24 protein-coding genes are annotated in these 23,022 nt (G+C 68.2%); 7 read left to right on the forward strand and 17 right to left on the reverse strand.

The features are described from left to right. Positions 1 to 138 precede the first annotated feature (138 nt). Together PV762_RS22945 and PV762_RS22950 are read right to left on the reverse strand one after the other, a co-directional pair. Positions 139 to 1,077, reverse strand: coding sequence for an MBL fold metallo-hydrolase (locus tag PV762_RS22945; protein ID WP_421037297.1), 939 nt, complete (start codon positions 1,075 to 1,077; stop codon positions 139 to 141). Positions 1,078 to 1,104: 27 nt separating this feature from the next. Next, on the reverse strand, positions 1,105 to 2,799 hold the full coding sequence (locus tag PV762_RS22950; RefSeq protein WP_421037298.1) for a long-chain-fatty-acid--CoA ligase: 1,695 nt from the start codon (positions 2,797 to 2,799) through the stop codon (positions 1,105 to 1,107). 223 nt (positions 2,800 to 3,022) lie between these two features. Between PV762_RS22950 and PV762_RS22955 the strand changes: the two genes are divergently transcribed. Continuing rightward, the gene (locus PV762_RS22955) at positions 3,023 to 3,979 is read left to right on the forward strand and encodes an esterase/lipase family protein (protein WP_421037300.1); all 957 of its coding nucleotides are present in this window, start codon (positions 3,023 to 3,025) and stop codon (positions 3,977 to 3,979) included. Here PV762_RS22955 and hppD read toward each other — a convergent pair whose 3' ends face one another. Continuing rightward, positions 3,980 to 5,104: a 4-hydroxyphenylpyruvate dioxygenase gene (hppD, locus tag PV762_RS22960; protein WP_421037301.1), complete on the reverse strand. Its 1,125-nt coding sequence runs from the start codon at positions 5,102 to 5,104 to the stop codon at positions 3,980 to 3,982. Positions 5,105 to 5,242: 138 nt separating this feature from the next. Between hppD and PV762_RS22965 the strand changes: the two genes are divergently transcribed. Then, positions 5,243 to 5,725 carry an Lrp/AsnC family transcriptional regulator gene (locus PV762_RS22965; protein WP_088407753.1) on the forward strand — a complete coding sequence of 161 codons (483 nt, stop codon included), beginning with the start codon at positions 5,243 to 5,245 and terminating at the stop codon, positions 5,723 to 5,725. Positions 5,726 to 5,758: 33 nt separating this feature from the next. On the opposite strand, the gene PV762_RS22970 is transcribed toward PV762_RS22965, so the two are convergent. From PV762_RS22970 to fusA, 6 genes are all read right to left on the reverse strand, one after another. After that, positions 5,759 to 6,370 carry a methyltransferase domain-containing protein gene (locus PV762_RS22970; RefSeq protein WP_421037302.1) on the reverse strand — a complete coding sequence of 204 codons (612 nt, stop codon included), beginning with the start codon at positions 6,368 to 6,370 and terminating at the stop codon, positions 5,759 to 5,761. A 4-nt stretch (positions 6,371 to 6,374) separates the two neighbouring features. Beyond that, complete coding sequence (locus PV762_RS22975; protein ID WP_421037303.1) at positions 6,375 to 7,148, reverse strand: HDOD domain-containing protein; 774 nt, start codon at positions 7,146 to 7,148, stop codon at positions 6,375 to 6,377. A gap of 264 nt (positions 7,149 to 7,412) precedes the next feature. Then, a complete protein-coding gene (locus PV762_RS22980) occupies positions 7,413 to 7,664 on the reverse strand; it encodes a hypothetical protein (protein ID WP_421037304.1) in 252 nt (83 codons plus the stop codon). Positions 7,665 to 7,730: 66 nt separating this feature from the next. Further along, positions 7,731 to 7,916: a hypothetical protein gene (locus PV762_RS22985; protein ID WP_421037305.1), complete on the reverse strand. Its 186-nt coding sequence runs from the start codon at positions 7,914 to 7,916 to the stop codon at positions 7,731 to 7,733. A 286-nt stretch (positions 7,917 to 8,202) separates the two neighbouring features. Then, positions 8,203 to 8,799, reverse strand: a complete 597-nt coding sequence (locus PV762_RS22990) for a hypothetical protein (RefSeq protein ID WP_421037306.1) — start codon at positions 8,797 to 8,799, stop codon at positions 8,203 to 8,205. A 54-nt stretch (positions 8,800 to 8,853) separates the two neighbouring features. Beyond that, entirely contained in the window at positions 8,854 to 10,986 is a 2,133-nt protein-coding gene (fusA, locus tag PV762_RS22995) for an elongation factor G (RefSeq protein ID WP_421037307.1), read from the reverse strand. A gap of 314 nt (positions 10,987 to 11,300) precedes the next feature. On the opposite strand from fusA, the gene PV762_RS23000 reads away from it, so the two are divergent. Further along, positions 11,301 to 12,470: a PQQ-dependent sugar dehydrogenase gene (locus tag PV762_RS23000; protein ID WP_421037308.1), complete on the forward strand. Its 1,170-nt coding sequence runs from the start codon at positions 11,301 to 11,303 to the stop codon at positions 12,468 to 12,470. 45 nt (positions 12,471 to 12,515) lie between these two features. Here the strand turns inward: PV762_RS23000 and PV762_RS23005 are convergent, their stop codons facing one another. Further along, complete coding sequence (locus PV762_RS23005; protein ID WP_421037309.1) at positions 12,516 to 13,025, reverse strand: GNAT family N-acetyltransferase; 510 nt, start codon at positions 13,023 to 13,025, stop codon at positions 12,516 to 12,518. Continuing rightward, complete coding sequence (locus PV762_RS23010; RefSeq protein ID WP_421037310.1) at positions 13,016 to 13,561, reverse strand: GNAT family N-acetyltransferase; 546 nt, start codon at positions 13,559 to 13,561, stop codon at positions 13,016 to 13,018. Before PV762_RS23010 ends, PV762_RS23005 begins: the two co-directional genes overlap by 10 nt. A 49-nt stretch (positions 13,562 to 13,610) precedes the next feature. On the opposite strand from PV762_RS23010, the gene PV762_RS23015 reads away from it, so the two are divergent. After that, the gene (locus tag PV762_RS23015) at positions 13,611 to 14,447 is read left to right on the forward strand and encodes a TetR/AcrR family transcriptional regulator (protein ID WP_421037312.1); all 837 of its coding nucleotides are present in this window, start codon (positions 13,611 to 13,613) and stop codon (positions 14,445 to 14,447) included. Position 14,448: 1 nt separating this feature from the next. Here PV762_RS23015 and PV762_RS23020 read toward each other — a convergent pair whose 3' ends face one another. Beyond that, on the reverse strand, positions 14,449 to 15,081 hold the full coding sequence (locus tag PV762_RS23020) for a GNAT family N-acetyltransferase (RefSeq protein WP_421037313.1): 633 nt from the start codon (positions 15,079 to 15,081) through the stop codon (positions 14,449 to 14,451). A gap of 250 nt (positions 15,082 to 15,331) precedes the next feature. Continuing rightward, positions 15,332 to 16,513, reverse strand: coding sequence for a GGDEF domain-containing protein (locus tag PV762_RS23025; protein ID WP_421037314.1), 1,182 nt, complete (start codon positions 16,511 to 16,513; stop codon positions 15,332 to 15,334). 128 nt (positions 16,514 to 16,641) lie between these two features. Between PV762_RS23025 and PV762_RS23030 the strand changes: the two genes are divergently transcribed. Further along, entirely contained in the window at positions 16,642 to 17,658 is a 1,017-nt protein-coding gene (locus tag PV762_RS23030) for a lactonase family protein (RefSeq protein WP_421037315.1), read from the forward strand. 105 nt (positions 17,659 to 17,763) lie between these two features. Here the strand turns inward: PV762_RS23030 and ftrA are convergent, their stop codons facing one another. Next, entirely contained in the window at positions 17,764 to 18,711 is a 948-nt protein-coding gene (ftrA, locus tag PV762_RS23035) for a transcriptional regulator FtrA (protein WP_421037316.1), read from the reverse strand. A gap of 100 nt (positions 18,712 to 18,811) precedes the next feature. Here ftrA and PV762_RS23040 point away from each other — a divergent pair, with 100 nt between their 5' ends. Continuing rightward, entirely contained in the window at positions 18,812 to 19,231 is a 420-nt protein-coding gene (locus tag PV762_RS23040; protein WP_421037317.1) for a rhodanese-like domain-containing protein, read from the forward strand. Here PV762_RS23040 and PV762_RS23045 read toward each other — a convergent pair. After that, positions 19,225 to 20,169: an AraC family transcriptional regulator gene (locus tag PV762_RS23045; protein WP_421037319.1), complete on the reverse strand. Its 945-nt coding sequence runs from the start codon at positions 20,167 to 20,169 to the stop codon at positions 19,225 to 19,227. The genes PV762_RS23040 and PV762_RS23045 overlap by 7 nt on opposite strands. Before the next feature lie 119 nt (positions 20,170 to 20,288). On the opposite strand from PV762_RS23045, the gene PV762_RS23050 reads away from it, so the two are divergent. Next, positions 20,289 to 21,170, forward strand: coding sequence for an oxidoreductase (locus PV762_RS23050; RefSeq protein WP_421037321.1), 882 nt, complete (start codon positions 20,289 to 20,291; stop codon positions 21,168 to 21,170). A gap of 3 nt (positions 21,171 to 21,173) precedes the next feature. Here PV762_RS23050 and PV762_RS23055 read toward each other — a convergent pair whose 3' ends face one another. Together PV762_RS23055 and PV762_RS23060 are read right to left on the reverse strand one after the other, a co-directional pair. Next, the gene (locus PV762_RS23055; protein WP_421037377.1) at positions 21,174 to 21,599 is read right to left on the reverse strand and encodes a CreA family protein; all 426 of its coding nucleotides are present in this window, start codon (positions 21,597 to 21,599) and stop codon (positions 21,174 to 21,176) included. Between the two features lie 124 nt (positions 21,600 to 21,723). Next, on the reverse strand, positions 21,724 to 22,914 hold the full coding sequence (locus PV762_RS23060; RefSeq protein ID WP_421037323.1) for an acyltransferase family protein: 1,191 nt from the start codon (positions 22,912 to 22,914) through the stop codon (positions 21,724 to 21,726). Between the last annotated feature and the right edge of the window lie 108 nt (positions 22,915 to 23,022).

The following is a 23,022-nucleotide window of genomic DNA, read 5'->3' on the forward strand; positions in this document are numbered from 1 at the left end:
AGGACCGTGAAACGACTCAGCGCCGATGATAGTGCGGATTCCCGTGTGAAAGTAGGTCATCGTCAGGCTAATACACCTCCAAACCCCTCGATCAGCAATGATCGAGGGGTTTTGTCTTTTCTGATTCGCTTTGGCGATTCAGACGCCTCGCGCGTATATCGTGTTCGAGTCTTGTCGCAGCGCTCCGGCCCGCACGAGTTCCTGAAGGAGTTGGTTGGTCCACACGCTGAGCGTTGTCGAAGAAAAGAAACTTTGCCAAGTGCTGATCAAAATCGGGGTTCTCTGCAGCCAAGTGAGCAATTCCTCCAGCGAGCTTTGCCGGACCTCTAACATGTGGAAAACAGTCAAGGCTCTGACGGCATGCAACGCATGTCTTTCAGGCTTTCGAATGAAATACTCAAGCCGCTCCCGTGCTGAGTTCAAGGCTGTTTGAAGGTCTTGGAAAGGCGCGCCATGTCCAGGAATGACAAGTTTGGGTTGAAGATCTTCGATGACGGCCAATGTGGATTCGACCTCGGCGAATGCGCAATCGCCATCGAGTTCCGGGAAGACGATTCCGAAACCGCGTTCCCAAAGCGCATCCGCCGAGATCAAGGTGCGGCTTTCAGGCTCGAAGAGAATAATTGAATGCGGATCGTGCCCGGGTGCCGCATGGATCTGCCAGTCAAGGGAGCCTTGTGGCAGCGTGTCGCCGGGGATCAGTTTTCCGGCTGGGCTGAATTGCTCGCACTGCTGTCCGGTAGCGACGTAGCTCAGGGCTGACTCGTTCCACTGCGCTATGGCAGAGAACTCGCCGGGTGGTATGAGTATCGGGCAGTCGTAGCGTTTTGAGACCGCGTGATTCCCACCGCAGTGATCTGAATGCAGATGGGTATTGGCAATGAGGCGGACAACCTCTCGTGGCCGAAGGGCATTGGCAATTAGCGCGAGGGTTTGCGCCGAATGGGAGGCGTATCCGGTATCGACCAGGATAGCGCCCTCTTCAGCCGTCGCCCCATGCAACAAGATATTGTTGGAAGAGAGCCAGCCCCGCTCCATGACGGTGATTCCGGCGGGGCGCGGAGCAGGCTGACTCATCGTTGCAAAAATGTTTGTTGGGGTTGCCTACTGTCGTAGTTCGCGTCGAAGAATCTTGCCGACGTTCGTCTTCGGCAACTCGTCGCGGAATTCGATGTATTTAGGACGCTTATAGCCCGTCAATTGCTTGTGGCAATAGGCGGACAGGTCCTCTTCCGCAAGCGCCGAGTCCCTCTTGATGACAAAGAGTTTGACCGCTTCGCCCGAGTGCTGATCCGGTACGCCGATTGCGGCACATTCGAGGACCCCGGGATGCAGATTGACGACCTGTTCTATCTCAGTGGGATACACATTGAATCCGCTGACGAGAATCATGTCTTTCTTGCGATCAACGATGCGGGTGAAGCCCTCTGCATCCATGACGCCGATGTCGCCTGTCTTGAAGAAGCCGTCAGGGCCGATGGCTTGGGCCGTTTCTTCAGGGCGATTCCAATAACCAGCCATCACTTGCGGTCCGCGGATGCAGATTTCACCCCGCTGGCCCAATGGCACATCGTTGCCGTCGTCGTCGCGGATGGCGATTTCCGTGTTCGGGACCGGCAGTCCGATTGAACCGTTGAACTGCCCCAGGTCGAGTCGATTGATCGTGGCAACCGGTGCGGTTTCAGAGAGGCCATATCCTTCGACGACCGGACAACCGGTGATGCGAGCCCACTTTTCGGCAGTCGCTTGCTGAACCGCCATGCCGCCGCCGTTCGAAATCACCAGCTCACTGAAATCGAGTTTGGCGAACGCAGGATCATTCGCCAAGGCATTGAACAGCGTATTGACCGCCGGGAACATGTTCACGCGGTAGTTGCGCAGGGTGGCGATCAGGCCGGGAATATCGCGAGGGTTGGGAATCAGCAGATTCATGATCCCCATGCGCGCGCCCAGCATGTAGCAGGCCGTCAGCGCGAAGATGTGATACAGCGGGAGTGCACAGACGATGGTCAATGGCTTGTCGCCCAGCTTTCCAAGCATTGGCGCAAACCACGCCTCGCTCTGCAGGATGTTGGCGACGACGTTGCGGTGGAGGAGCGTGGCGCCCTTCGACAGCCCGGTCGTGCCACCGGTGTATTGCAGGAAGGCGGGGTCGTCCGCGCCCACCTGAACCGGCTTCAGCGACAAGCCGGCACCTTCTGCCAGCGCCTTATTGAAGCGCGTGACGGTGCGGCCGCCGGTGAGCGGCAGCCGGAACTCGGGGACCATCTTCTTCACGTGCCGGATCACGAAGTTGATCAGCGGCCGACGCCACCAACCCAGCATGTCTCCCAATCCGGTCAGCAGTACATGCTTCACCTGGGTCTTGTCGATCACCTCCGACAAGGTCTTGGCGAAGTTCTCCAGCACGACGATCGCTTCGGCTCCGGAGTCCTTCAGCTGGTGTTCAAGCTCGCGAGGGGTGTACAGCGGATTGACATTCACCACGACATAACCGGCGCGCAGGATGGCGGCGATCGTCACCATGTACTGAAGCACGTTGGGCATCATGATGGCTACCCGCGCGCCGCGGGACAGGCCAACCTGCTGCAGCCAGGCACCCAACGCAGACGAGAGTTCATCGACCTGGGCGAAAGTCAGGCGCTGATCCATGCAGGCTGCCGCGTCACGGCGGGCGTGCTTTCGAAATGCCTCCTCAAGGAGGGCGACCAGCGATGGGTAGACATCGACGGGGATTTCAGCGGGAACGCCGGGCGGATAATTCTTCAGCCAGGGCTTGTCGGTGTGCGTTGCGGTCATGTCTCCTCGTCGCGTTCTTGGTGTGTGGCGGGGTGGGCTCCGGAGTAACTGCCGATGCTGGCGGCTGGCACGTCCTCGTCGTAGCGGGGATGCCCTAGGCAGGCTCGTCACGTGAGGGACAACGCCGGCGTTCCGAGGCCTGGGATCGTTGATCTCAGAGTTTTCCGAAGCGGAGCTCAGGTCGAGCCCGCCTCTACACTCGACCTTTTGTCCAGGAGCCCGGATGAACGGCCGGCTGCAGCGCCTCTTTGCCCTGATTCGTTGGATCGTCGGTCCGTTGCTGGCCCTCTGGGTGGCTGGTCAGTGGGGGGCATGGATCGGCATCGCGATGCTGGCCCTGTTCGTGCTCGGACCGCCGCTCACGATGCTGCCGCACTTCCTCGTGTTGCGTGTCGTGCCGCCGGCACCGGGGCTGCCCACCGCGCCGTTGGCGGACCTGCTGCAAGCCTGGTGGCGCGAGGTCGTCGTCGTGACGAAGGTGTTCTGCTGGCATCAGCCGTGGGCCGAGCACCGGGAACCTGATCTACTGCCTGAGGCAGCGCTGGCGCGCGGTCGCCGCGGCGTGGTGCTCCTGCATGGCTACAACTGCAACCGAGGCATGTGGAACGGCTGGATGAAGGCGTTGCGCGCGCGAGGCATCCCTTTCATCGCGATCACGCAGGAACCGGCGTTCGGCTCGATCGACCGCTACGCGCCGCAGATCGACGCGGCCATGCGTTCGCTGCAGGAGCGTACCGGCCTGGCGCCGCTGATCGTCGCGCACAGCATGGGCGGCTTGAGCGCCCGCGCCTGGTGGCGCAGCCAGGGCCATGCCTTCGATCGCATCCACCGCATCCTGACGTTGGGCACGCCTCATCACGGCACCCTGCTGGCGAAGCTGGGCACCACCGAGAACGCCCGACAGATGCGAGGCGACTCGGAATGGCTGAATCAGATGGCGCGAGATGAGCCGGTGCAGTTCGGCAGTCACTTCGATTGCCTCTACGGTCACTGCGACCAGATCGTGTTCCCGGCGGAGACGGCGATCCTGCCCGGCGCCCGTGTCCTGCACCTCCCGGCGCGCGGACATCTGCAGCTGGTGTTCGAGCCGCAGGCATTCGAGCGTGCGTTGCAATTGCTCGAAGAGCCCGCCCTGAGCGCACCCCGCGAGGTGGACCGGGCGGGCCGAGTCAGGGGATGATCAAGCGTCGGCCTTCAGCACGCCTCGGCGGATCTGGTCGAGTTCGATGCTCTCGAACAGCGCCTTGAAGTTGCCTTCGCCGAAGCCTTCGTTGCCCTTGCGCTGAATGATCTCGAAGAAGATCGGCCCGATCACTTCCTTGGTGAAGATCTGCAGCAGCAGCTCGTGCGGCGCGCCCTGGTGCGCGGCGCCGTCGATCAAGATGCGCAGGCGGCGCAGCTCCTCGAGGTTCTCGTTGTGCTCGGGCAGCCGCTTGGCGACCAGGTCGTAGTAGGTCTCGATCGTGTCCTGGAAGACGACGCCCGTGTCCTTCATGCCCTCGACGGTGCCGTAGATGTCGTCGGTACCCAGCGCCACGTGCTGGATGCCTTCGCCGTGGTACAGGTCCAGGTACTCCGCGATCTGGCTCTTGTCGTCGCTGCTCTCGTTGATCGGGATGCGGATCTTGCCGCAGGGGCTGGTCATGGCCTTGGACTTCAGCCCGGTCAACTTGCCCTCGATGTCGAAGTAGCGGACCTCGCGGAAGTTGAACAAGCGCTCGTAGAACTCGGCCCATTCCTTCATGCGACCGCGGAAGACGTTGTGGGTCAGGTGATCGATGTAGGTGAGGCCGTGGCCCTTCGGCGTCGATTGCACGGGCTTGCCCTCGGCGTCGAGCACGGGCACGAAATCCACGTCATAGATGCTGATGTTGCCGATCTCGCCGGCGGCCGCGCCGTTCTTGCCTTGCCAGCGGTCGACGAAATAGATCAGCGAGTCGCCGATGCCCTTGATCGCCGGGATGTTCAGCTCCATCGGGCCGGCCTTGTTGTCGAAGCCCCAGGCGCCAAGTTCCAGCGCGCGGCGATAGGCGAAGGCGGCGTCCTTGACGCGGAACGCGATCGCGCAGATCGACGGGCCGTGCATCCGCGCGAAGCGCTGCGCGAACGCATCCTGCTCGGCGTTGATGATGAAGTTCACGTCGCCCTGGCGATACAGGGTCACGTCCTTGTGGCGGTGGCGGGCGACGGCGACGAAGCCCATCGAGGTGAACAGCGCGCCCAGCGCGGCGGGATCGGGGGCGGCGAACTCGATGAACTCGAAGCCGTCGGTGCCCATCGGGTTGTCCCAGGGGGTGAATGCCATGTGTGTCTCCGAAGCCCCGGTCAAGGGGATCTGGTCAGAAATGCGATGGCGTCACTGTAGAAGGTGGTGAGCGCAGGATTTCTGCGATCCACGTTGTCCACCTGGGGTGTTGCGCAGGAATCCTGCAAGAATCCGATCATGGACAAGCAGATCGAGCTTGATGCGATCGACCGACGCATCCTCCACGCCCTTCAGGCCGATGGCCGCATGACCTACGACGCGCTGGCGGCGCAGGTCAACCTGTCGTCGTCCGCCGTGTTGCGGCGAGTTCGGCGGCTGGAGGAGGGGGGCGTCATCACGGCTTACGTGGCGTTGGTGAATCCCGAGCGGGTGGGCCTCGGGCTCACGGCCTACATCAACGTCCGGCTGGAAAAGCACACCGAAAGCCACAAGCGCACCCCGATGGACCTGTTCCGCGCGGCCGTCCAGACCTGGCCCGAGGTGGTGGAATGCGCCGCCCTGACGGGGGAAATGGACTACCTGCTGCGCGTACTGGTCGAGGACATGAGCCACTACGCGCGCTTCATCAGCGACACCCTGCTGCGCCATCCGAGCGTGCAGGACTGCAAGACCAGCTTTGTCCTGGACCGCTTGAAGAACACGACCGCGCTGCCGGTGTGATCCAGCGCCGGCCCCACCCCAGCGCCAATTCCTTCAGCGGCGTTCCAGCACGACCGCCAATTCGAACCATCCCCGCTCGTGGGGGCGTTGCACGTAGGGCGGCGCAGGCCACTTCCAGAGTGCGAGGGGGAACAACGCGCGCACGGCGTTGATGTCGCAGTGGTACGGCGGGCCGATCACCTGACCGAGTTCGGACTCGTCGCGACGGGCCTGCATGAACAGCGCGAGCAGCCGCCCACCCGGCTTGAGCCAGCGTTGCAGTTGCTCGGCGTAGGTCGTCCATTGGTCGGGATGCAGGGCGCAGAGGCAGGTCTGCTCGTAGACGAGGTCGAGCGGCTGGTCGGGCCGCCAGGCCAGTACATCCGCCTGCTCGATCCGGCCCGGCAGATGCTCGTCCTTGAGTCTGGCACGGGCGCTGTCGACGGCCGCTGGCGTGTAGTCGAGGCCGGTCACGTCGAGCCCCTCCCGGGCCAGGACGGCCAGTTCGTGGCCGCGGCCGCAACCTGGCACCACGATACGCTGGCCCTTGCCGAGCAGGCCTTCGCTCAGCCAGGCGGCCAACTGCGGATGCGGCGCGCCGCGATCCCAGCCGGTCTGACCAGTCTCGAAGCGCTGCTGCCAGAACGCCTGATCGGGGCCGGCCATGGTGTCAGACGACCCCGTCCACTTCGTGGACCAGCTTGAGCGTGTGGGCCGGGGAGAGGCTCATCAGTTCGCCGATCTCGATGAGATCGTCCGGCACGGCCGGGTTCTCCCAGCTCTGCGCGGTGTGCCGTGCCAGCCGCACCGCGAGCATCACGCTGCGGACCTGCGGATCGTGGACCTTCTTGTCGTCGACGATGTGGGCGAGCAACTCCGGCAGATGCCAGGCGCGCATCAGCGCCTGTTCCAGATCGCCGAGCTCCACGTTGAGTACCGCGCGCTGCGCGGCGACGCTGCGCAGCGCCGGATCGGCCTCCTGACGGCGCTGGATCTCGAGCGCCAGATCGGGGGCCTCGCACCACAGCAGCATCTCGGAGAAATCATGCAGCAGCGCGGCGCTGTGGACGATGGCCGCGTCCGGATCGGCGCGGTGCGCGGCGAAGCCCAGCGCAAAGCGGGCCGCTCGTTCGGCGCGATGCAGCACGCGCTGCATGCCGGCGAACGCATCCGGCCGGTCCGCCAGGCGCTGCTCGACGGTCGGCTGCACGCCGAAGGCCTTGAAGAACGGGGTGATGCCCATCAGCACCAGCGCGGCCGTGACCGTCTCGGTGTCGGTCAGCAGCCGGCTGGAGCGCTGCGACGCAGCATGCGCCAGCAGCTTGAGCGTCATCAGCGGGTCCTTGCTCAGGAACTCGCCGAGCAGGTGCGCGTCGACCGCGTCCTCATTCGCGCGCCAGAGCTCCAGCTGCTCGGCCGTGCTGGCCAGCACCGGGATCTCCATGTCGCGAAATCGGGCCGTCCAGGCCGCCAGATCCGGCAGGGGCCGGATCAAGGGCTGGAACGGCGCCGGAGCCGGGGCGGGAATCGGCGGATTCCCCGACCCGTTCCCGGACGGGGCAGACGCAGCGGGCGGAGCGCTCTGGGTCATGAAGCGGGGTCGTCGCGTGGGCGGCGATGCACAGTGGACGTTGTCCATCGTATATCGGCTCGGCCCCCGCGAGCTTGATCCCCACCGCGGCCACGGCGACCGCGAGCCAGACCGGCATCACAGCCGCTGCACACCCGCGAGGGTGCCCTGCAATTGGCCGTCGATGTAGATCCGGCCGGCGCCGTCGGCGTCGGCATGGAATTCCAGCCCTTCCACGGGGGCTTCGCGGTCCGCCGCCGGGGCGACGTGCCACGCCCAGCTGATCAGGCGCCCGCCAGCGCTGAGCAGCAGGATCGCCAGCCAGCCGCGAAGGCTCTGCTGGCGGGCCAGGCCATGCATGCGGCCCGGCATCAAGGTGATCTCTTGCATTTCTTGTCTCCCTGGGCGGCCTGCGCCGGACCGGGAAGACATCCCGTTCCGTCGGAGGCTACCCGTTCAAGGGCTGAAGTCGTCGTGCCGCTGAAGCGCGCGCTTCAGGGCCTGCTGTTCCTGCTGGCGGCGACCGCCGGCGCTGGGGCCGTGGCGGCCCGCGGAGCGGCCGTGGCTCAGGGCCACGAAGGGATTGCGCGGCTTTCGCGGTGTGATGGCGAGACGCGGACGGGGAGTGATGAACTGGGCCATGGCAGCCTCCTGTGATGACGGACGGAAAGGGAAAGGAAGGGGCGAACAGCTTGAGCGCCTCGGTCCCGGGACGGCGCCTGACAGCGCGGCCGTTCCGGCGGGGGCTCAAAATTTGCGCAAATGATAAACATCTGATTATCAAGCGCAAGTAATTTTGCTCGGACGTTGTCCCCGGGCGACGGGACGCGCGCAGGCCTGCGCCCGCCGGGGTCGACGCGGCGCGATCAGGGGGCGGGCGGGATGGAGCGCGACGGTCAGCGGGGACCGCTGACAACGGCGGCGGCGCTCAGCGCTTCTTCGTTTTCAGCGGGGCGATGCTGCGCTGGAGCTTGTGCCAGTCGTCGGTGTCGGACGCCGCAGGCGCTGCCTTGGGCGGCGGCGCCGGCGGCGTGTTCGGCGCGGGCGGCGTGAGCACCTCGCCCAGCAAGTCCAGCAGACGCGTGCGCGCCCGCTGGGGATGCCGGCGGTAGTAGGTCAGCACCAGGCCGACGATGAAGCGCTCGTCATCATCCTGGGGCAGGCTGGGGGAGTTGTCCGCCGACGCGGGACGGCTTGCATTTGATAAAGCCGTGTTGCTCTGCGAGGTACCGCCGGCGGCCGGCGCGGCGGCGCCGAGCGGGCCGTGCTCCTGATCCATCCAGCCGTTGGGTTTGTGCGTCAGCTGTTCGAACTGGCGGGCCAGCCGCTCACCGATCTGCCGCGAACGCCCCTTGATCTGGCTCCAGTAGCTGGGCTGGATTTGCAGGCGCTCGGCGAAACGGCGCTCCAGGCCGCGAAGGGCGGCGACATCGGGATTCTTGATCGACGCGGCAACGAACTCATCGAACAAGCGCATCGCGTTGTCCAGGCGGATCTGCGCGACGTCGCGGGGGGCTGAACACATCCCGACATGATAAAGCTTCGTTGACCAACCCCCGGCTGGCCGGGGCGTCCCCCGCTACTCCTCCTCCTTCAGGTGGTAGCCGGCGGCCAGCTGGGCCTGCGTATTGGGGGGCACCGCTTCGTAGTGGGACAGCACCATGGTGTAGCGCCCCTGCCCGCTGGTCATCGCGTTGAGGCGGTTCTGGTAGGCGCTCAGCTCGGCCAGCGGCGCCAGACCGTCCACGCCGATCTGCCCCGGCACGCTGCCGCGCGTCCCGAGCACCTGACCCCGTCGCGACGCCAGGTCGCCGGTGATGTCGCCGGTGGCGTTTTCCGGCGCGCTGATCTCCACCTGCACGATCGGCTCCAGCACCACGGGCCGGGCCTCGCGCACCGCCGCGATCAGTGCGCGCTTGCCTGCGGTGATGAAGGCGACTTCCTTGGAGTCCACCGAGTGGTGCTTCCCGTCGAACACCGTCACCCGCAGGTCCACGACGGGATAGCCGGCCACGACGCCCTGCGCCAGCGCCTGTCGCACGCCCTTCTCGACGGCCGGCATGAACTGGCCGGGGATCGTGCCGCCCTTGACCTCGTCCCGGAACTCGAAACCCGCGCCGCGCTCCAGCGGCTCGATGCGCAGCCACACCTCGCCGAACTGCCCGGCGCCGCCAGTCTGCTTCTTGTGACGGTAATGGCCCTCCGCCTTCGCCGAGATCGTCTCGCGATACGCGATCCGCGGCGGCTGGGTCTGGACGTCGAACTTGTAGGTCTCCTTGAGCCGATCGAGCAGCACCCGCAGGTGCAGTTCGCCGAGCCCGTAGACCAGCGTCTCCCCGCCCTGCGGGCCGCGGCCCTCCTCGTGGCCGCCACCTCGCTCCAGGCGCAGGCAGGGGTCCTCCTCGACCAGCCGTGTCAGCACCTCCCACAGCCGCTGCTCGTCGCCATGGCGGCTGGGCCGGATCGCCACGCCGTGCACCGGCGTCGGCAGCGCGATCGGCGCGAGGTGGAGGTGCTCGTCCTCCTGCGCGTCGTGCAGCACCGCGTCGTAGTGCAGTTCGTCGATCTTGGCCAGGGCGCACAGGTCGCCGGGCAGCGCCTGGTCGATCTCGACGTGTTCCTTGCCCTGCAGCATGAACAGATGCGCGACGCGCACCGCCTTGCGGGCATGGCCGACGAAGAGCTGGGCGTTCCTCTTCAGCGTCCCCTGGTGGACGCGCAGCATCGCGAGCTTGCCGAGGTAGGGATCCGACTGGATCTTGAAGACGTGCGCGACGACGTGCTGCGCCGGATCCATCGACACGAGCAGCGGTTCCGCCTCGTCGCCTTCGCGGCGCATGAACTGCGGCGGGTTGGCTTCATAGGGATTGGGGAGCAGCTTCTCGATCACGTCGAGCAGCTCCGCGACGCCCGCGCCGGTGCGGGAGGACACGAAACACACGGGGATCAGATGGCCTTCGCGGAAGGCCTGCTCCAGCGGCGCGTGCAACTCGGTGGCGGGTACGTCGCCGTCGTTGAGATAGCGGTCGACGAAGTCCGGGTCGACCTCCACGACCTGCTCCACCAGCGCGCGGTGGGCGGCTTCGACCGAGCCGAAGTCGCTCTCGCCGCTGCAGCCGAAGAAGCAGTCCTGCACCCGCGCGCCGCCGGCGGCGGGCAGGTTCAGCGGCAGGCATTCCCGGCCGAAGGCGTCCTGCAGCTGACCGAGCAGCGCCTGGGCGTCGACGCCGGGCGCATCGATGCGGTTGACGATGACCAGCCGCGTGAGTCCGCGGCCCGCCGCGGCCTCCATCATCCGGCGGACCATCAGTTCGAGGCCGTTCTGGGCGTTGACCACCACGGCGACCGATTCGACCGCTTCGAGCGCCGGCAGCGCCTGCCCGATGAAGTCGGGCGCGCCGGGGGTGTCGAGCAGATGGATGCGCACGCCTCCGTGCGCGATGTGCATCTGCGAGACCTGCAGCGAGTGCAACATCCGTTTCTCCAGCGGATCGTGGTCGCTGACGGTGCTGCCTTTCTCGATGCTGCCGGCGGTCTTGATGGCGCCGGCCTTCAGCAGCAGGGCCTCGGCCAGCGAGGTCTTGCCGGCGCCGGCCGGGCCGGTCAGCGCCAAGGTGCGGATCGCCGCGATGCCGGGATGCTGCGGCAGCGCGGCGCCGCCTGGGCTGCCGGCGGTCGTGCCTTCCGGATCAGGGGAGGGGCTGGGGGACATGGCTCGTTCCTCTCAGGCAAGAGTTGGACGCGGGTCTGGAGCCGGACTGCGGCCAGCGTAGAGGATGCGCCGGGCCTGCACAAGCAGGGGCATCGGATCGGTGTTGGGCCGCGCACGGCGATTGCCCGCGATGGAGCGCGCGATGGCAAGGGCGAAGGCCAGAGAAGCGTCAGGGTCGGCGGCGCCGATTTCATCCGCTTGCAACTCCGTGTCGTGGTCGACCTAGACTCGTCCCCTTCACGGCGTCGTGACGCCGTCCGGGGGGCTGTCCTTCTCTTGGCCGGCCCTTCGAGATCAGCACAAGGAGAACGGGCATGAGCGTGGCGGAATGGATGTCGACCCTGGCGGTCGCGATGGCGGCGACGGCCTGTGGCGGCGGAAGCGGGGGCGGGGACGCCGCCGCCGCACCGACGGAACCTGGCGGTGGAGCCGCGGCGCCGTCCATGCAGACCTTGAACAGCACGCTGGATCGCCCTTGGGGCCTCGTGCAACTGCCGGACAACCGGCTGCTGGTGACGCAGAAGGGCGGCACCATCGTGCGCCTTTCCGCGGCCGGCAAGACCGAAGCGACGATCACCGGCGTGCCCAAGGTGCTGGACAGCGGACAGGGCGGTCTGCTGGGCATCACGATCGATCCCGATTTCGCGACCGCGGGCAGCAACTGGGTTTATTTCTCGTACGCCGAGGCGGGCACCGGCACCGAAGCCGGAAAGGCCGGCACCACGGTTGCGCGCGGCCGGCTGGAGGGCGACGCGCTGACCGGCGTGCAGGTGATCTTCCGCCAGGCGCCCAAGGTCGACGGCACGGGGCATTACGGCTCGCGGCTGGTTTTCGCGCGCGACAAGACGCTCTACATCACCACCGGCGAGCGCATGAAGGGCAGCCCGTCGCAGGACCTGCAGCAGACCTTGGGCAAGGTGATCCGGGTGAACCGCGACGGCAGCATCCCGTCGGACAACCCGGCCTTCGCCGCGGGCGCCAGGCCCGGCATCTGGAGCTACGGCCACCGCAACATCCAGGGCGCCGCGCTGCATCCGCAGACCGGCGAGCTCTGGCTCACCGAACACGGCCCGCAAGGCGGCGACGAGGTCAACATCGCGCGCGCCGGCCAGAACTACGGCTGGCCGGTGAAGAGCTACGGCTGCGAGTACGGCTCGCCGGTCGGCGACGCCTGCCGCATCGGCGGCGGCACGCATGCGCCGACCTACATCGAGCCGCTGACCACCTGGACGCCGATCTCGGTCGCGCCGGCGGGACTCGTCTTCTACACGGGCAGCCTGTTCCCGGAATGGCGCGGGCAGCTGATCTCGGGATCGCTGGCGGGCACCGCGCTGTGGCGCATCACGCTGAACGGCGACACCGTCACGGGCAAGGAGAAGATGTTCGGGGACCTGGGCGAGCGCTTCCGCGACGTGATCCAGGCGCGTGACGGCGCATTGCTGACGGTGACCGACGGGGGCAAGCTGATGCGCGTGTCGCGGTGAGGCGGTGAGGCGGTGAGGGTGAAGCGCTCAGGCGCGACGGTCCGCTCAGTCCAGCCGTTTCCAGTACAGCGCGGTCGCTTGCAGTTCGCCTTGCGGGTTGGCGGCGAAGAACGGAATCTGGCCGGTGCGCTGGAAACCTTGCGACTGGTAGAAGGTCTCCGCCGCCGAGCCGGCTTCGGTGTCGAGCGTCAGCAGGCTGAGCCCCGCGTCGCGTGCGGTCTGCTCCAGCACGGCCATCAACTGCACGGCGACGCCGCGTCGCCGCGCGTCGCGATGGACCATCAGCTTCATCACGTCCGCGCGATGGCGCTGATTGGGCTTGCCGCAGATCGACAGCTGCACCGTGCCGAGCGCGCGATCGCCCTCTCGCGCTACCCACAGCCGGTGCCGCGGCCCGAGCTGCTCGAACACGCCTTCCCAGTACTCGCGCATCTGCGCCTCGTCGACGTCCTCCAGGAATCCCAGGGAGCCGCCGCCGTCGACGACGTCGAAGAACAGTTCGCCGAGCGCCGGCATCCAGTCGCGGTCGGTGCCGCGCAGTTCGATCAGGTCCATGAGGGTTCCTTGCGCTGGTTGTCGGACGAAGCGGCGACGCGCAATGGCTTGCCGAGACACACGGCGTCCTGGCGTCCGACGTAGCTGCCGTAGTTGGGAATCTCGGAGTAGCCGTGCCGTCGATAGAAGCGCAGTGCGCGGTCGTTGACGCGCCGTGTTTCCAGCCACAACGCGCGATAGCCCATGGCCAGGGCGTCGCGCTCCAGCGCGATCAGCAGCGCAGCGCCGACGCCGCGCGTGCCTTCGCGGGCGAACATCCGTTTGAGTTCCGCCACCGGCGCCGCGCCGGCCTGCGCGAGGGGCCGGACCGCGCCGCAGCCGAGAAGCGCGCCGTCTCCGCTGCGGGCGACCAGGAATACGGACCGGCCTGCCGGCATCGAGGCGGCCTCGAATCCGCCGGCGCCGGAGTCGCCGCTGAGCGACGCCAACCGCTGGTTGAGCTGATGCATCAGCAGCACCGCATCGGGATGGGTGACGGGGACGGGCTCCAGCAACGGCCGGTCAGTGGGCACGTCGGCATGGTCAATCGCAGGCATTTGTGGCATGGTTCAGACTTCATTGAAACCGTCGATCAAATACTAACCAATGGTTAGCAAATCCACAAGCGGCGGCCGTGCGCCGATGCCGGATCCGCGTCCCAGCGGGCCGAAGGGCCTGCACAACACTTCCGGCGTGGTGCAGGACAGGCCCGACGGCGCGGCGCAGGCGCGGCCGCAGACGAAGCCCCAGCCGCGCGTCCGACAGAAGGTGGCCAAGCCGGAGGGACCGCTCAAGCGGCAGGCGCAGCGCAAGGCGATGAACGGGGACGAGGGCGACGGGACTGGCGATGGCGACCCGGCACTGGGCCTGGACGCCGACGCCGGCGTCCCCCCGACCGCGTCACAGCAGCGCCGCGCCGCGCACAAGCTGGCGCTGGAGGCGGGGATCCTGGCCGCGGCGCGCGAACTCTTCGCCGAGCGCGGCGCGGACGCGCTCACGCTGCGCGAGGTGGGCGCGGCGGTGGGCTACTCGCACGCGACGCTCTACAGCTTCTTCCACGACAAGGGCGAGCTGCTCGCCCGCCTGGCCGAGGACAGCCTGCGCACCCTGCTCACGCGGCTGCAGGGCGCGTCGGACGGGGCCGCTTCAGGCGGGGAGGCTGCCGCGGTGGCGCGGGCCTTCGTCAACTGGGGGCTGCAGCATCCGCACGACTACCGGCTGCTGATGCTCGACACGCCGATCGCCCTGCGCGAAGCGCTGATCGCGGGCCTGGACGCGCTGATCGCGCCGGCGGCGTTGCCGGCCGCGCGCGCCGCGGCGCTCTGGGCCGGGCTGCACGGGCTGGTGATGCTGGAGCAGGGCGGCCTGGCCGCGCTGGGCGGCGTCGCGGCACGAGCGAAACGCGTCGAGGCCTTGCTCGCTGGCCTGCTCGCCACGCGCTGAGTCAGACCAGATGCGGCAGTCGCTTGTAGTACAGCGCGGCGGCCTGCAACTGGCCCTCGGCGCCGTGGCAGTGGTCGGGGATCTGGCCGGCGCGCTGCCAGCCGAGATGGGCGAACACCGCTTCCGCCTGCGAGTCGGCGCAGGTCTCGAGCTGCAGCAGGAAGCGGCCCTGCGTCGCCGCCGCGCATTCCAGACGCGACATCAGCTGGCCGGCGACGCCGCGGCTGCGTTCCTGGCTGTGCACCATCAGCCGCTGGACTTCCCCGCGGTGGTGCGCATTGGCCAGCGGGCACAGCGACAGCTGGACGGCGCCGAGCAGACGGCCCGGCCCTTCGGACTCGCAGGCGATCCACAGCATGTGGTGCTGGCCCAGCCGGGCGAAGACGCCGTGCCAGTAGTCGAGCGCCTGGTAACGCGACAGCGGGGCCAGGAAGCCCAGCGTGGCGCCGAGATGGACGTTGTCGATCAGCAGGGTCGTCAGGGCGGGCAGCCATTGCAGGTCGCGGGAAGTCAGCTTGACGACTTCCATCGGCGCGCGCTGCAGGTGCTGCGACGCGGCAGCGTCGCTGGCCAGCGGATTGAGGGCGCGCGGGGCTCGGGCGTGAACGGCCGTGGGGCTGAGGGCGACATGCATGGCGGGAACTCCAGGTCTGGGTACAACGACGTCCCGACCCGTCTCGTGGCGGGCGGTGGGACCTGGAAAACCCTGACGCAAACGTCATGCCAGCCGGACGCTGGGGCGTGTCGACTGGGCGATTGCCGCGCGGCTGGGGCGGTGCGCGTGAACCGCGTCACGTCCGGAGGACGACGAAGCGGGAAAGCGGGCTCGATCGCGCCCTGTGCAGATGTCGTCGCCGCGGCCGGCGCCGGGAGCGCGGGCGCCGTCAGGCCGGCACGGCCACGCTGAGTTCGGCCTCAAGCCCCGGTTCGGCGCACAGACGCCCCTTTCCCTGGCGCTTGGCGGCATACAGCGCCGCCTCGGCGCGGTGCAGCAGGTCCTCGAGGCCGCGATCACCGTGGCGCAGCTTGGCCCAGCCGGCGGAGTACCCCAGCGTGAAGCCGAGTTCGCGCGGCGCGAGGTCGAGCAGCGCCTCGCGTTGCCGCCGGTCGAGCGCGGGCGGCCCGACCAGATCGGAGCGCGCCATCAGCACGGCGAAGCGCTGGCCGTCGATGCGCGCGACGACGTCGCCCAGGCGCTTCTGCTCATCCAGGCAGCGGCCGAAGAGCGCGAGCGCCTGGTCGCCCTTGGCCTCGCCGTGGGCGGTGTTGATCGCCTTGCAGCCGTCCACGTCCATGACGACCAGCATCAGCGGCTCGCTGTAGCGGCGCGCCATCGAGATCATGTCCACCGAGCGCTGCTGGAAGGCGCGACGGTTGGCCAGCCCGGTGGCCGCGTCGATCTGTGTGAGGCGGCGGAGTTCGGCCTCGCTCTCGCCGCGCCAGGCCACGAGGATCGCGATCGCCGCGGCGAGCACGCAGACGTTGGCCACGACGGCGAACACCATGTTGAGCGGATGCGGTGCGTCGAAGCTGGGCAGATTCGCGGTGTCGAAACCGGCCAGATAGGCGCGCGCCAGGTTGAGCACGGCCAGCAGGCCGAGGCTGACGGTGAACAGCAGCCGCCAGCGCAGGTTGCCGACCGGCGCGCGCTTGACCGGCTGCATCAGGCTGGCGCCGAGCGCGAGCATCTGCAGCCCGATGCAGCCGTTGGACCAGGCCAGACGCAGCGCGTAGTTGTCCCAGCCGGCCCCGTAGCCGACCATGACCAGCACCGGCATGCCGTACTGGAAGAGCCGACCGAGCCTGCCGGGCAGCCACCGGTCGGCCGCCATCCACAGCAGCGTCACGCTGGCGCTGAGCAGCCCGAGCGCCGCGATGGCCGTCAGGCGCGTGCCGTCGGGCGGCAGCAGCAGCAGGGCCCAGCCGGCGGCCTGCGCGGCCGCGCTGAGTTGCGCGCGTCGGGCGGCGATGCTGTCGCACCAGCCGAGCAGCAGCGGCAGCAGCAGCGCCAGTACCAGGGACTGGATCAGCATCAGGCTGAACAGCGTCGGGACGTCGAAACGCATACGCGCGGCACCCGCCGGCGAGGCGGGCTGGAGCTGGTCGTGACAGGGCATTGTGGCCGTAAAGTCGCGCTCCGATGACCCCCCCGACCCCCTCCACACCCTCGAGCCCTGTCCCTTCGCCCGAGGGCTTGCCCTTCGCGTATGCCGGCGGCTATGCGCCGCAGTGCGGCGGGATCCACGCGCTGAGTCGCGCCGCCGACGGCCGCGTGCATGCGCGTCTCGCGGCGTCCGTGCCGGGCAGCCCGACGTGGCTGCATTTGGCCGACGGCGGCCGGCGTCTGCACGCCTTGCTGGAGGACGGGAACGAGCTGGCGACCTTCGATGTCGGCGTCACGGACGGCGCGCTGACGCTGCTGTCGCGGCATGCGACGGGCGGTGCGCTGCCGGTGCATCTGGCCGTCGACGCGCAGGCGCGCCACGCCTGGATCGCCCACTACGGCGACGGCACGCTGCGCCGCGCGGCGATCGACGCGCAGGGGGCGCTCCAGCCCACCGACCACGTCCTGATGCCTCGACCCGGTGCCGACGACGCCGCGCAGGCACATGCGCACATGGTCCGCCGCCACCAGCGGTGGCCGTTGATGCTGGGCAGCGATCTCGGGCGCGATGTGCTGAGGGTGTGGCGACTCGAGGCGTCTTCCCAGGATCCGGTGGAGCTAACCGGCCTGTCGCTTCCGTCAGGCTCAGGACCGCGCCACTTCGTTTTCCACCCTCGCGAGGACGGGCAGCTCTATCTGCTCAACGAGCAGGCGAACGCGCTCGACTGGCTGGGCCTGAACGAATCGGGACATCTCACGCATCGGCTGCGCCTCAGCAGCCTGCCGACCGGCTTCGAGGGCCTGAGCTACGCGTCGGACCTGCTCATCGCGCCGGACGGCCGTCGACTGTTCGCGCTGAACCGTCTGCACGATGCGATCGCCGTCTTCGATCTCGACGAGTCCGGTCGACCGTCGTGGCACGGTGAGACCTGGGCGCAGGGGAGCTACCCGCGCAGCGCGAGCGTCAGTCCGGACGGACGTGAGCTGTGGGTCTGCCTGCAGCGCAGCCACCAGATCTGCGTGTTCGACATCGATGGCGCGGCGCTGCCGCGCTTCGACGGCCGTTTCATCGCCATGCCGGGCGCGGCCTGCGTCGTGTTCCGTTGAACTGCCGCTCGCTCGCTCGCCCGCTCGCCCGCTGGCCTCTTGCCCCTCGCCCGCACTGCGGGAGAAGGGTTGGGGTGAGGCACGCGGGAACGACCGTCCCGGCGCTCAGCCGAACTGCCGTCGATAGCGGGAAGGCGCCGGCAGACCCATCAGCCGGAAATGCCGTCGCATCGATTCCGGCGAGCCCAGTCCGGCGAGGTCGGCGACCGCCTCGACATCGAGCGTGTCCCTGGTCTCGAGCAGTTCCTTCGCGACGCCGACGCGTTCCCGGGTCAGCCATTCGAGCGGCGGCAGTCCCGTGGCGTCCTTGAAGCGGCGCTGCAAGGTGCGGGGACTCATCGCGGCACGGCGGGCCATGGACGCGACGGTGTGCGCCTCGCGCGGATGCGCGCGCAACCAGTCCTGCAGGACGGCGATGGGACTGGACGCCTCGGCCGGCATCGGCCGCGGCACGAACTGCGCCTGACCGCCTTCGCGGTGCGGCGACATCACCAGTCGCTGCGCCACCGCGTTGGCGACGCGCGGCCCGTGGTCGCGACGCACCAGATGCATGAGCATGTCGAGTCCCGCGGCGGATCCCGCCGAGGTGATGAGCGCGCCCTCGTCGACATAGAGCGCGGAGGGATCGACCTCGATGAGCGGGAACTCCCGGGCGAGCCGTTCGGCATATCGCCAGTGGGTGGTCGCGCGTTTCCCGTCGAGCAAGCCGGCATGCGCCAGCACGAAGACGCCGGAGCAGATCGTGCACAACCGCGCGCCGCGCGCGTGGGCGGCCCGCACGGCCTTGAGCAGCGGCTCGGGCGGGCGCTCGGCGGCGTCGCGCCAGCCGGGGATGACGATGGTGTCGGCGCGTCGCAGCATCGCCAGCGTGTGCGGCGCCTCGACACGCACGCCGCCGGTGCCGCGCAGCGGACCGGGTTCCGCGGCGCAGATCGCGTGCCGGTACCAGGCGACGTCCAGTTCCGGTCGTTCGAGCGCGAAGAGCTCCACCGCGCAGCCGAATTCGAACATGCAGAGCCGGTCGTAGGCCAGGATCGCGACGAGATGAGACATGGCGCGATCTTACCGATCAACGGCGTTCCGGCCACTGGTCGGGAAGGGCGGCAGTCCCGACACTGACGGCCAGTCACCCACGCCCTTGAAAGAACCGACGATGAGCTCGCACATCTCCGCCGTCCCCGCCGCGCCCAGCGATCAGGCGCTCGCACACTTCGAACAGGCGTTCGCTTTCGAGACCGACTGCTGGGACGTGCACGACGCGTTCGCGCGCGGCGTCGAGGATTTCGTCCTGCTCGACGTGCGCAGCCACGAGCTCCACGGGCGCGGCCATGTGCCCGGCGCCGTGAACCTGCCGCACGGCAAGATCACCGAGGGCAAGATGGCCGCGTATCCGATGGACACGCTGTTCGTCGTGTATTGCGCCGGACCGCATTGCAACGGCGCGCACCGCGGCGCGATCCGGCTCGCGAAGCTGGGGCGGCCGGTCAAGCTGATGATCGGCGGATTGACGGGCTGGATCGACGAAGGGTTCGAGGTGACCCGCGTCGCCGCGTCGGAACCCGGTGCTCAGTGAGACGACACGAACGTCTCGTCGTCCTGTTCCGGGATGGCGAAGGATGCCTTCAATCGCGCGACCTCCGCCTGCGGCGTCTGCCCGAAGAGCCGGCGGAACTCGCGGCTGAATTGCGAAGCGCTGGCGTAGCCGACGCGATCCGCGGCCGCCGCGGCTGTCATGCCCTTCTGGAGCATCAGCAACCGTGCGCGGTGCAGGCGCGTCGATTTCACGTACTGCATCGGCGTGGTCTGCGTGATCGCCTTGAAGTGCGCGTGGAAGGCGGCGAGGCCCAACCCCGCCTCGCGCGCCAGCCGGGACACGTCGAGGCGGTCCGCGTAGTCGGCATGGATGCGCCTGAGCGCCAGGGCGATGCGGCCCAGGTGCCCTCTCTCGCCGAGCACGCTGCGCAAGGTGGCGCCCTGGGGCCCGCCGAGGACGCGGAAATACAGCTCCCGCAGAAGCGCGGGGCCGAGCACGGCCGTCTCGACGGGATCGGCCATGGCTTCGAGGAAGCGCAGCAAGGTGGCCTCGATCCGGTCGTCCATGGGCGAGGCTTCGAGTCCGAGGGACTCGGCCGGCTCGATGCCGTCGACGGTCGCGCCGCCCTGGTCGATCGCCAGCGCGACCTCGGCGGCCAGCGCCGCGTCGAGCCGCAGGTAGGCGGCCAGCAGCGGCGCCTCCTCGCTCGCATCGGTCGCCATCGTGAACGGCACCGGCACGGCCACCACCAGGTAGTGGCGCGCGTCGTAGACGATGGTCCGGTCGCCGATGAAGCCGCGCTTGCGGCCCTGGAAGACGAAGACGATGCCCGGCTCGTACAGCACCGGGGTGCGGGCGAGCGGGCGGTCGCTGCGCAGCCATCGCACCGATTCGATCGGGCTCGCGGTGTAGCCCTCGTTCGGAGCGAGGCGGAGCAGGAGATCGCGGATCTGGCGCTGGCGGGTGGCGTCGGGCATGGGATGCGCCGCATTGTCGTCCGCGTGAGGTCAGCCTCGCGAGGGCGTGGAGGAATAGGCAAGACCGGCAGGGCGATGGATCTGCACAGACGGGCCGTCGATTCCTAGCATTCACTCCCATGAACACGACCCATGCTTCACCTCCGCAGTCGTCGGAGCGATCCGCCAAGACTTTCCTCATCACCGGCGTCAGCAGCGGCTTCGGACGCGCGATCGCGGACCGGGCGCTGTCCGACGGTCATGTCGTCGTCGGCACGGTGCGCAACGCCGAAGCCGCGCGCGACTTCGAGCATCGCTGTCCCGGCCGGGCGCACGCACGCCTGCACGACGTGACGGCGCTCGACCTCGCCGCGCCGCTGGTGGCGGCCATCGAAGCGGACATCGGTCCCATCGACATCCTCATCAACAACGCGGGCTACGGCCACGAGGGCATCCTGGAGGAGAGCCCGATCGAGGAGTTGCTGAACCAGTTCCAGGTGAACGTCTTCGGCGCGGTCGCGATGATGAAGGCGATCCTGCCGTTCATGCGGGGCCGCCGCGCGGGCCGCATCTTCAACACGACGTCGATGGGCGGCTTCATCACGATGCCGGGCATCACGTACTACTGCGGCAGCAAGTTCGCGCTGGAAGGGATCTCCGAGGCACTGGGCAAGGAAGTCGCCGGCCTGGGCATCAGCGTCACGGCGATCGCGCCGGGATCGTTCAGGACCGATTGGGCGGGCCGATCGATGGTGCGCTCCGAGCGTGGCATCGCCGACTACGACGCGATCTTCGACCCGATCCGCGCGCGGCGTCAGGCCGTGAGCGGACGGCAGCTGGGCGACCCGGCGCTGGCGGCGGCGGCGATCGTGGACCTGTCGGTCGGCGCGGCACCGCCGCCCGCGCATCTGCTGCTCGGCAGCGATGCGCTCGGGCTGGTGCAACAGAAACTGGCCTCGATGAGCGAGTCGATCGACGCGTGGCGCGCGGTGACCGTCAGCACCGACGCGCCGCTCGAATGACGGTCACTTCACCGGGATGACGGTCGCCCGATCCACCGGCACCGCCGTCACGCTGTTCTGCGGCGAGCCCTCGATCACGCGGTCCGAGTAGGTCAGGTAGACCAGCGTGTTCCGCTTCGCGTCGACCATGCGGACGACGCGCAGCCGCTTGAACACGAGCGAGGACCGTTCGGAGAACACTTCCTCCTGCTTCGGAAGCGGTTTGGGGAAGCTGATCGTGCCGACGGCGCGGCAGGCGATCGAGGCTTCGGACTTGTCTTCGGCCAGGCCGAGGCCGCCCTTGATGCCGCCGGTCTTGGCGCGAGACACGTAGCAGGTCACGCCGTTCACCGCGGGGTCGTCGTAGGCGTCCACCACGATCTTGTGGTTCGGGCCGACGAACTTGAACACCGTGCTCACTTCGCCGATCTCCTCGGCGCTCGCGGCCATGCAGGCGGAGGCGACGAGCGCCAGCGCCGCGGCGCCGAAGGACAGGATGGCCGGACGCGGCGCGCGAGCACGGCCGGAGATGACGGACGGGCCGGCCAGGCGGGACGGGTCGGAAGGACGAGGGCTACGCATGCTGAGGGCTCCTTGGATCCGCCGTTGTAGCACGCGACGCGTCGACGAAGTGCGAAGGGATCCAGCGGTCCCGCAGGGCCAGGAACGGGAGCTCCACCCGGCGGTAGAGCAGCCAGCCGCCGAGCAGGCAGGCCGCTGCGATCACCGGCACCGTCCCGCCTGATCCCCGCATCAGGCCGAGCGCCGCCAGCGGCTTCAGCAGCGCGTACGCGATCGGCTTGTGGGTCAGGTACAGCGCATAGGACCAACGGGCCAGGGCATTCGCGCCCGGCACCCGGACGCGCGCCATCGGCCCCCGCGGCGCGAGCGCCGCCAGCACCATCAGTCCGAAGCTCCAGGCCAGCGCGCTGTAACCCCAACTGCTCATCGCGTGGCCGTAGCCGTAGTCGTCGATGTAGTAGAAGTGCAGCATCAGCGTCAGCATGCCGAGGCTAGCCGCGACGCCGATCGCGAGCAGCGTTTTCGCACGTTGCATCAGCGCCGCCCAGAGGTCCGCGTGCCCGTGCTTGAGCAGCGCGACGGCGACGCCGGGCAGGAACTCGTCCAGCCGCGCGAGGCTGCCGTAGTACAGCTGCGGGTAGTAGCCGAGCGACGGGTTCTGCGTGCCGTACAGGCGCCACAGATGATCGCGCCAGAGGATCGCCGCGAGCGTCAGCACGCCGATCAGCGACCACGCCAGCGTCCGGCGGCGCTGCTGGAGCGCCGCACCGAGCATCAGCGCCGCGGGCAGCACCAGGTAGAACTGCTCCTCGATGCACAACGACCACGCGTGCGAGAACGCCGTCCCCGGCGTCAGCGCGATGTTCTGCGTGAAGCTCAGGAAGCGCCACAGCGGCGGCGGTTCGCGTCCGCCCATCACCTGCGGGAACAGCCAGTAGAGCGCGAGCACCACATAGAAGTTGGGCAGCGTGCGCAGCAGGCGGCGTCCGTAGAAGCGCGGCAACGAGAGCCGGCCGCCGCGTTTCATCCCGCCCATCAGTTGGTTGGCGATCAGGTAGCCGCTCAGCACGAAGAACAGGTCGACGCCGGTCCAGCCGATGCCGCTCAACCAGCCGAAGGTCGGCGTGCCGCTGACGAAGACCTGATAGTGGTATGCGAAGACCAGCAGGATGGCGGCGGCGCGCAGCGTGTCCAGGCCGTGCTGGCGCGGCGAGCCCGGGGCGGGGAGGGGGAGAGATGACATGGGCGGATCGTCGATGAAATCTCCGGCCGCACGACGAGGCGCCGAGGGAAGTCGCGTTACGCACGTTACGCACGTTACGCGCGTCACGCGCGTAATGTGCATGCGAGC

Source organism: Mitsuaria sp. CC2 (genome assembly GCF_048957715.1).
Taxonomy (GTDB): Bacteria; Pseudomonadota; Gammaproteobacteria; order Burkholderiales; family Burkholderiaceae_C; genus Roseateles.

Bases quoted from the DNA above. Each gene is read 5' to 3' on its own strand.
- PV762_RS23060 (WP_421037323.1), bottom strand. From the start codon at position 22,914: ATGTCATCTCTCCCCCTCCCCGCCCCGGGCTCGCCGCGCCAGCACGGC.
- PV762_RS23020 (WP_421037313.1), bottom strand. From the start codon at position 15,081: ATGCATGTCGCCCTCAGCCCCACGGCCGTTCACGCCCGAGCCCCGCGC.
- fusA (WP_421037307.1), bottom strand. From the start codon at position 10,986: ATGTCCCCCAGCCCCTCCCCTGATCCGGAAGGCACGACCGCCGGCAGC.
- PV762_RS22955 (WP_421037300.1), top strand. From the start codon at position 3,023: ATGAACGGCCGGCTGCAGCGCCTCTTTGCCCTGATTCGTTGGATCGTC.
- PV762_RS22950 (WP_421037298.1), bottom strand. From the start codon at position 2,799: ATGACCGCAACGCACACCGACAAGCCCTGGCTGAAGAATTATCCGCCC.
- PV762_RS23040 (WP_421037317.1), top strand. From the start codon at position 18,812: ATGAGCTCGCACATCTCCGCCGTCCCCGCCGCGCCCAGCGATCAGGCG.
- PV762_RS23050 (WP_421037321.1), top strand. From the start codon at position 20,289: ATGAACACGACCCATGCTTCACCTCCGCAGTCGTCGGAGCGATCCGCC.
- PV762_RS23055 (WP_421037377.1), bottom strand. From the start codon at position 21,599: ATGGCCGCGAGCGCCGAGGAGATCGGCGAAGTGAGCACGGTGTTCAAG.
- PV762_RS22985 (WP_421037305.1), bottom strand. From the start codon at position 7,916: ATGGCCCAGTTCATCACTCCCCGTCCGCGTCTCGCCATCACACCGCGA.
- PV762_RS22945 (WP_421037297.1), bottom strand. From the start codon at position 1,077: ATGAGTCAGCCTGCTCCGCGCCCCGCCGGAATCACCGTCATGGAGCGG.
- ftrA (WP_421037316.1), bottom strand. From the start codon at position 18,711: ATGTCTCATCTCGTCGCGATCCTGGCCTACGACCGGCTCTGCATGTTC.
- PV762_RS23015 (WP_421037312.1), top strand. From the start codon at position 13,611: ATGGTTAGCAAATCCACAAGCGGCGGCCGTGCGCCGATGCCGGATCCG.
- PV762_RS22975 (WP_421037303.1), bottom strand. From the start codon at position 7,148: ATGGAGATCCCGGTGCTGGCCAGCACGGCCGAGCAGCTGGAGCTCTGG.
- PV762_RS23010 (WP_421037310.1), bottom strand. From the start codon at position 13,561: ATGCCTGCGATTGACCATGCCGACGTGCCCACTGACCGGCCGTTGCTG.
- PV762_RS22970 (WP_421037302.1), bottom strand. From the start codon at position 6,370: ATGGCCGGCCCCGATCAGGCGTTCTGGCAGCAGCGCTTCGAGACTGGT.
- PV762_RS23000 (WP_421037308.1), top strand. From the start codon at position 11,301: ATGAGCGTGGCGGAATGGATGTCGACCCTGGCGGTCGCGATGGCGGCG.
- PV762_RS23005 (WP_421037309.1), bottom strand. From the start codon at position 13,025: ATGGACCTGATCGAACTGCGCGGCACCGACCGCGACTGGATGCCGGCG.
- PV762_RS22990 (WP_421037306.1), bottom strand. From the start codon at position 8,799: ATGTGTTCAGCCCCCCGCGACGTCGCGCAGATCCGCCTGGACAACGCG.
- PV762_RS23045 (WP_421037319.1), bottom strand. From the start codon at position 20,169: ATGCCCGACGCCACCCGCCAGCGCCAGATCCGCGATCTCCTGCTCCGC.
- PV762_RS22980 (WP_421037304.1), bottom strand. From the start codon at position 7,664: ATGCAAGAGATCACCTTGATGCCGGGCCGCATGCATGGCCTGGCCCGC.
- PV762_RS23025 (WP_421037314.1), bottom strand. From the start codon at position 16,513: ATGCGTTTCGACGTCCCGACGCTGTTCAGCCTGATGCTGATCCAGTCC.
- PV762_RS22965 (WP_088407753.1), top strand. From the start codon at position 5,243: ATGGACAAGCAGATCGAGCTTGATGCGATCGACCGACGCATCCTCCAC.
- hppD (WP_421037301.1), bottom strand. From the start codon at position 5,104: ATGGCATTCACCCCCTGGGACAACCCGATGGGCACCGACGGCTTCGAG.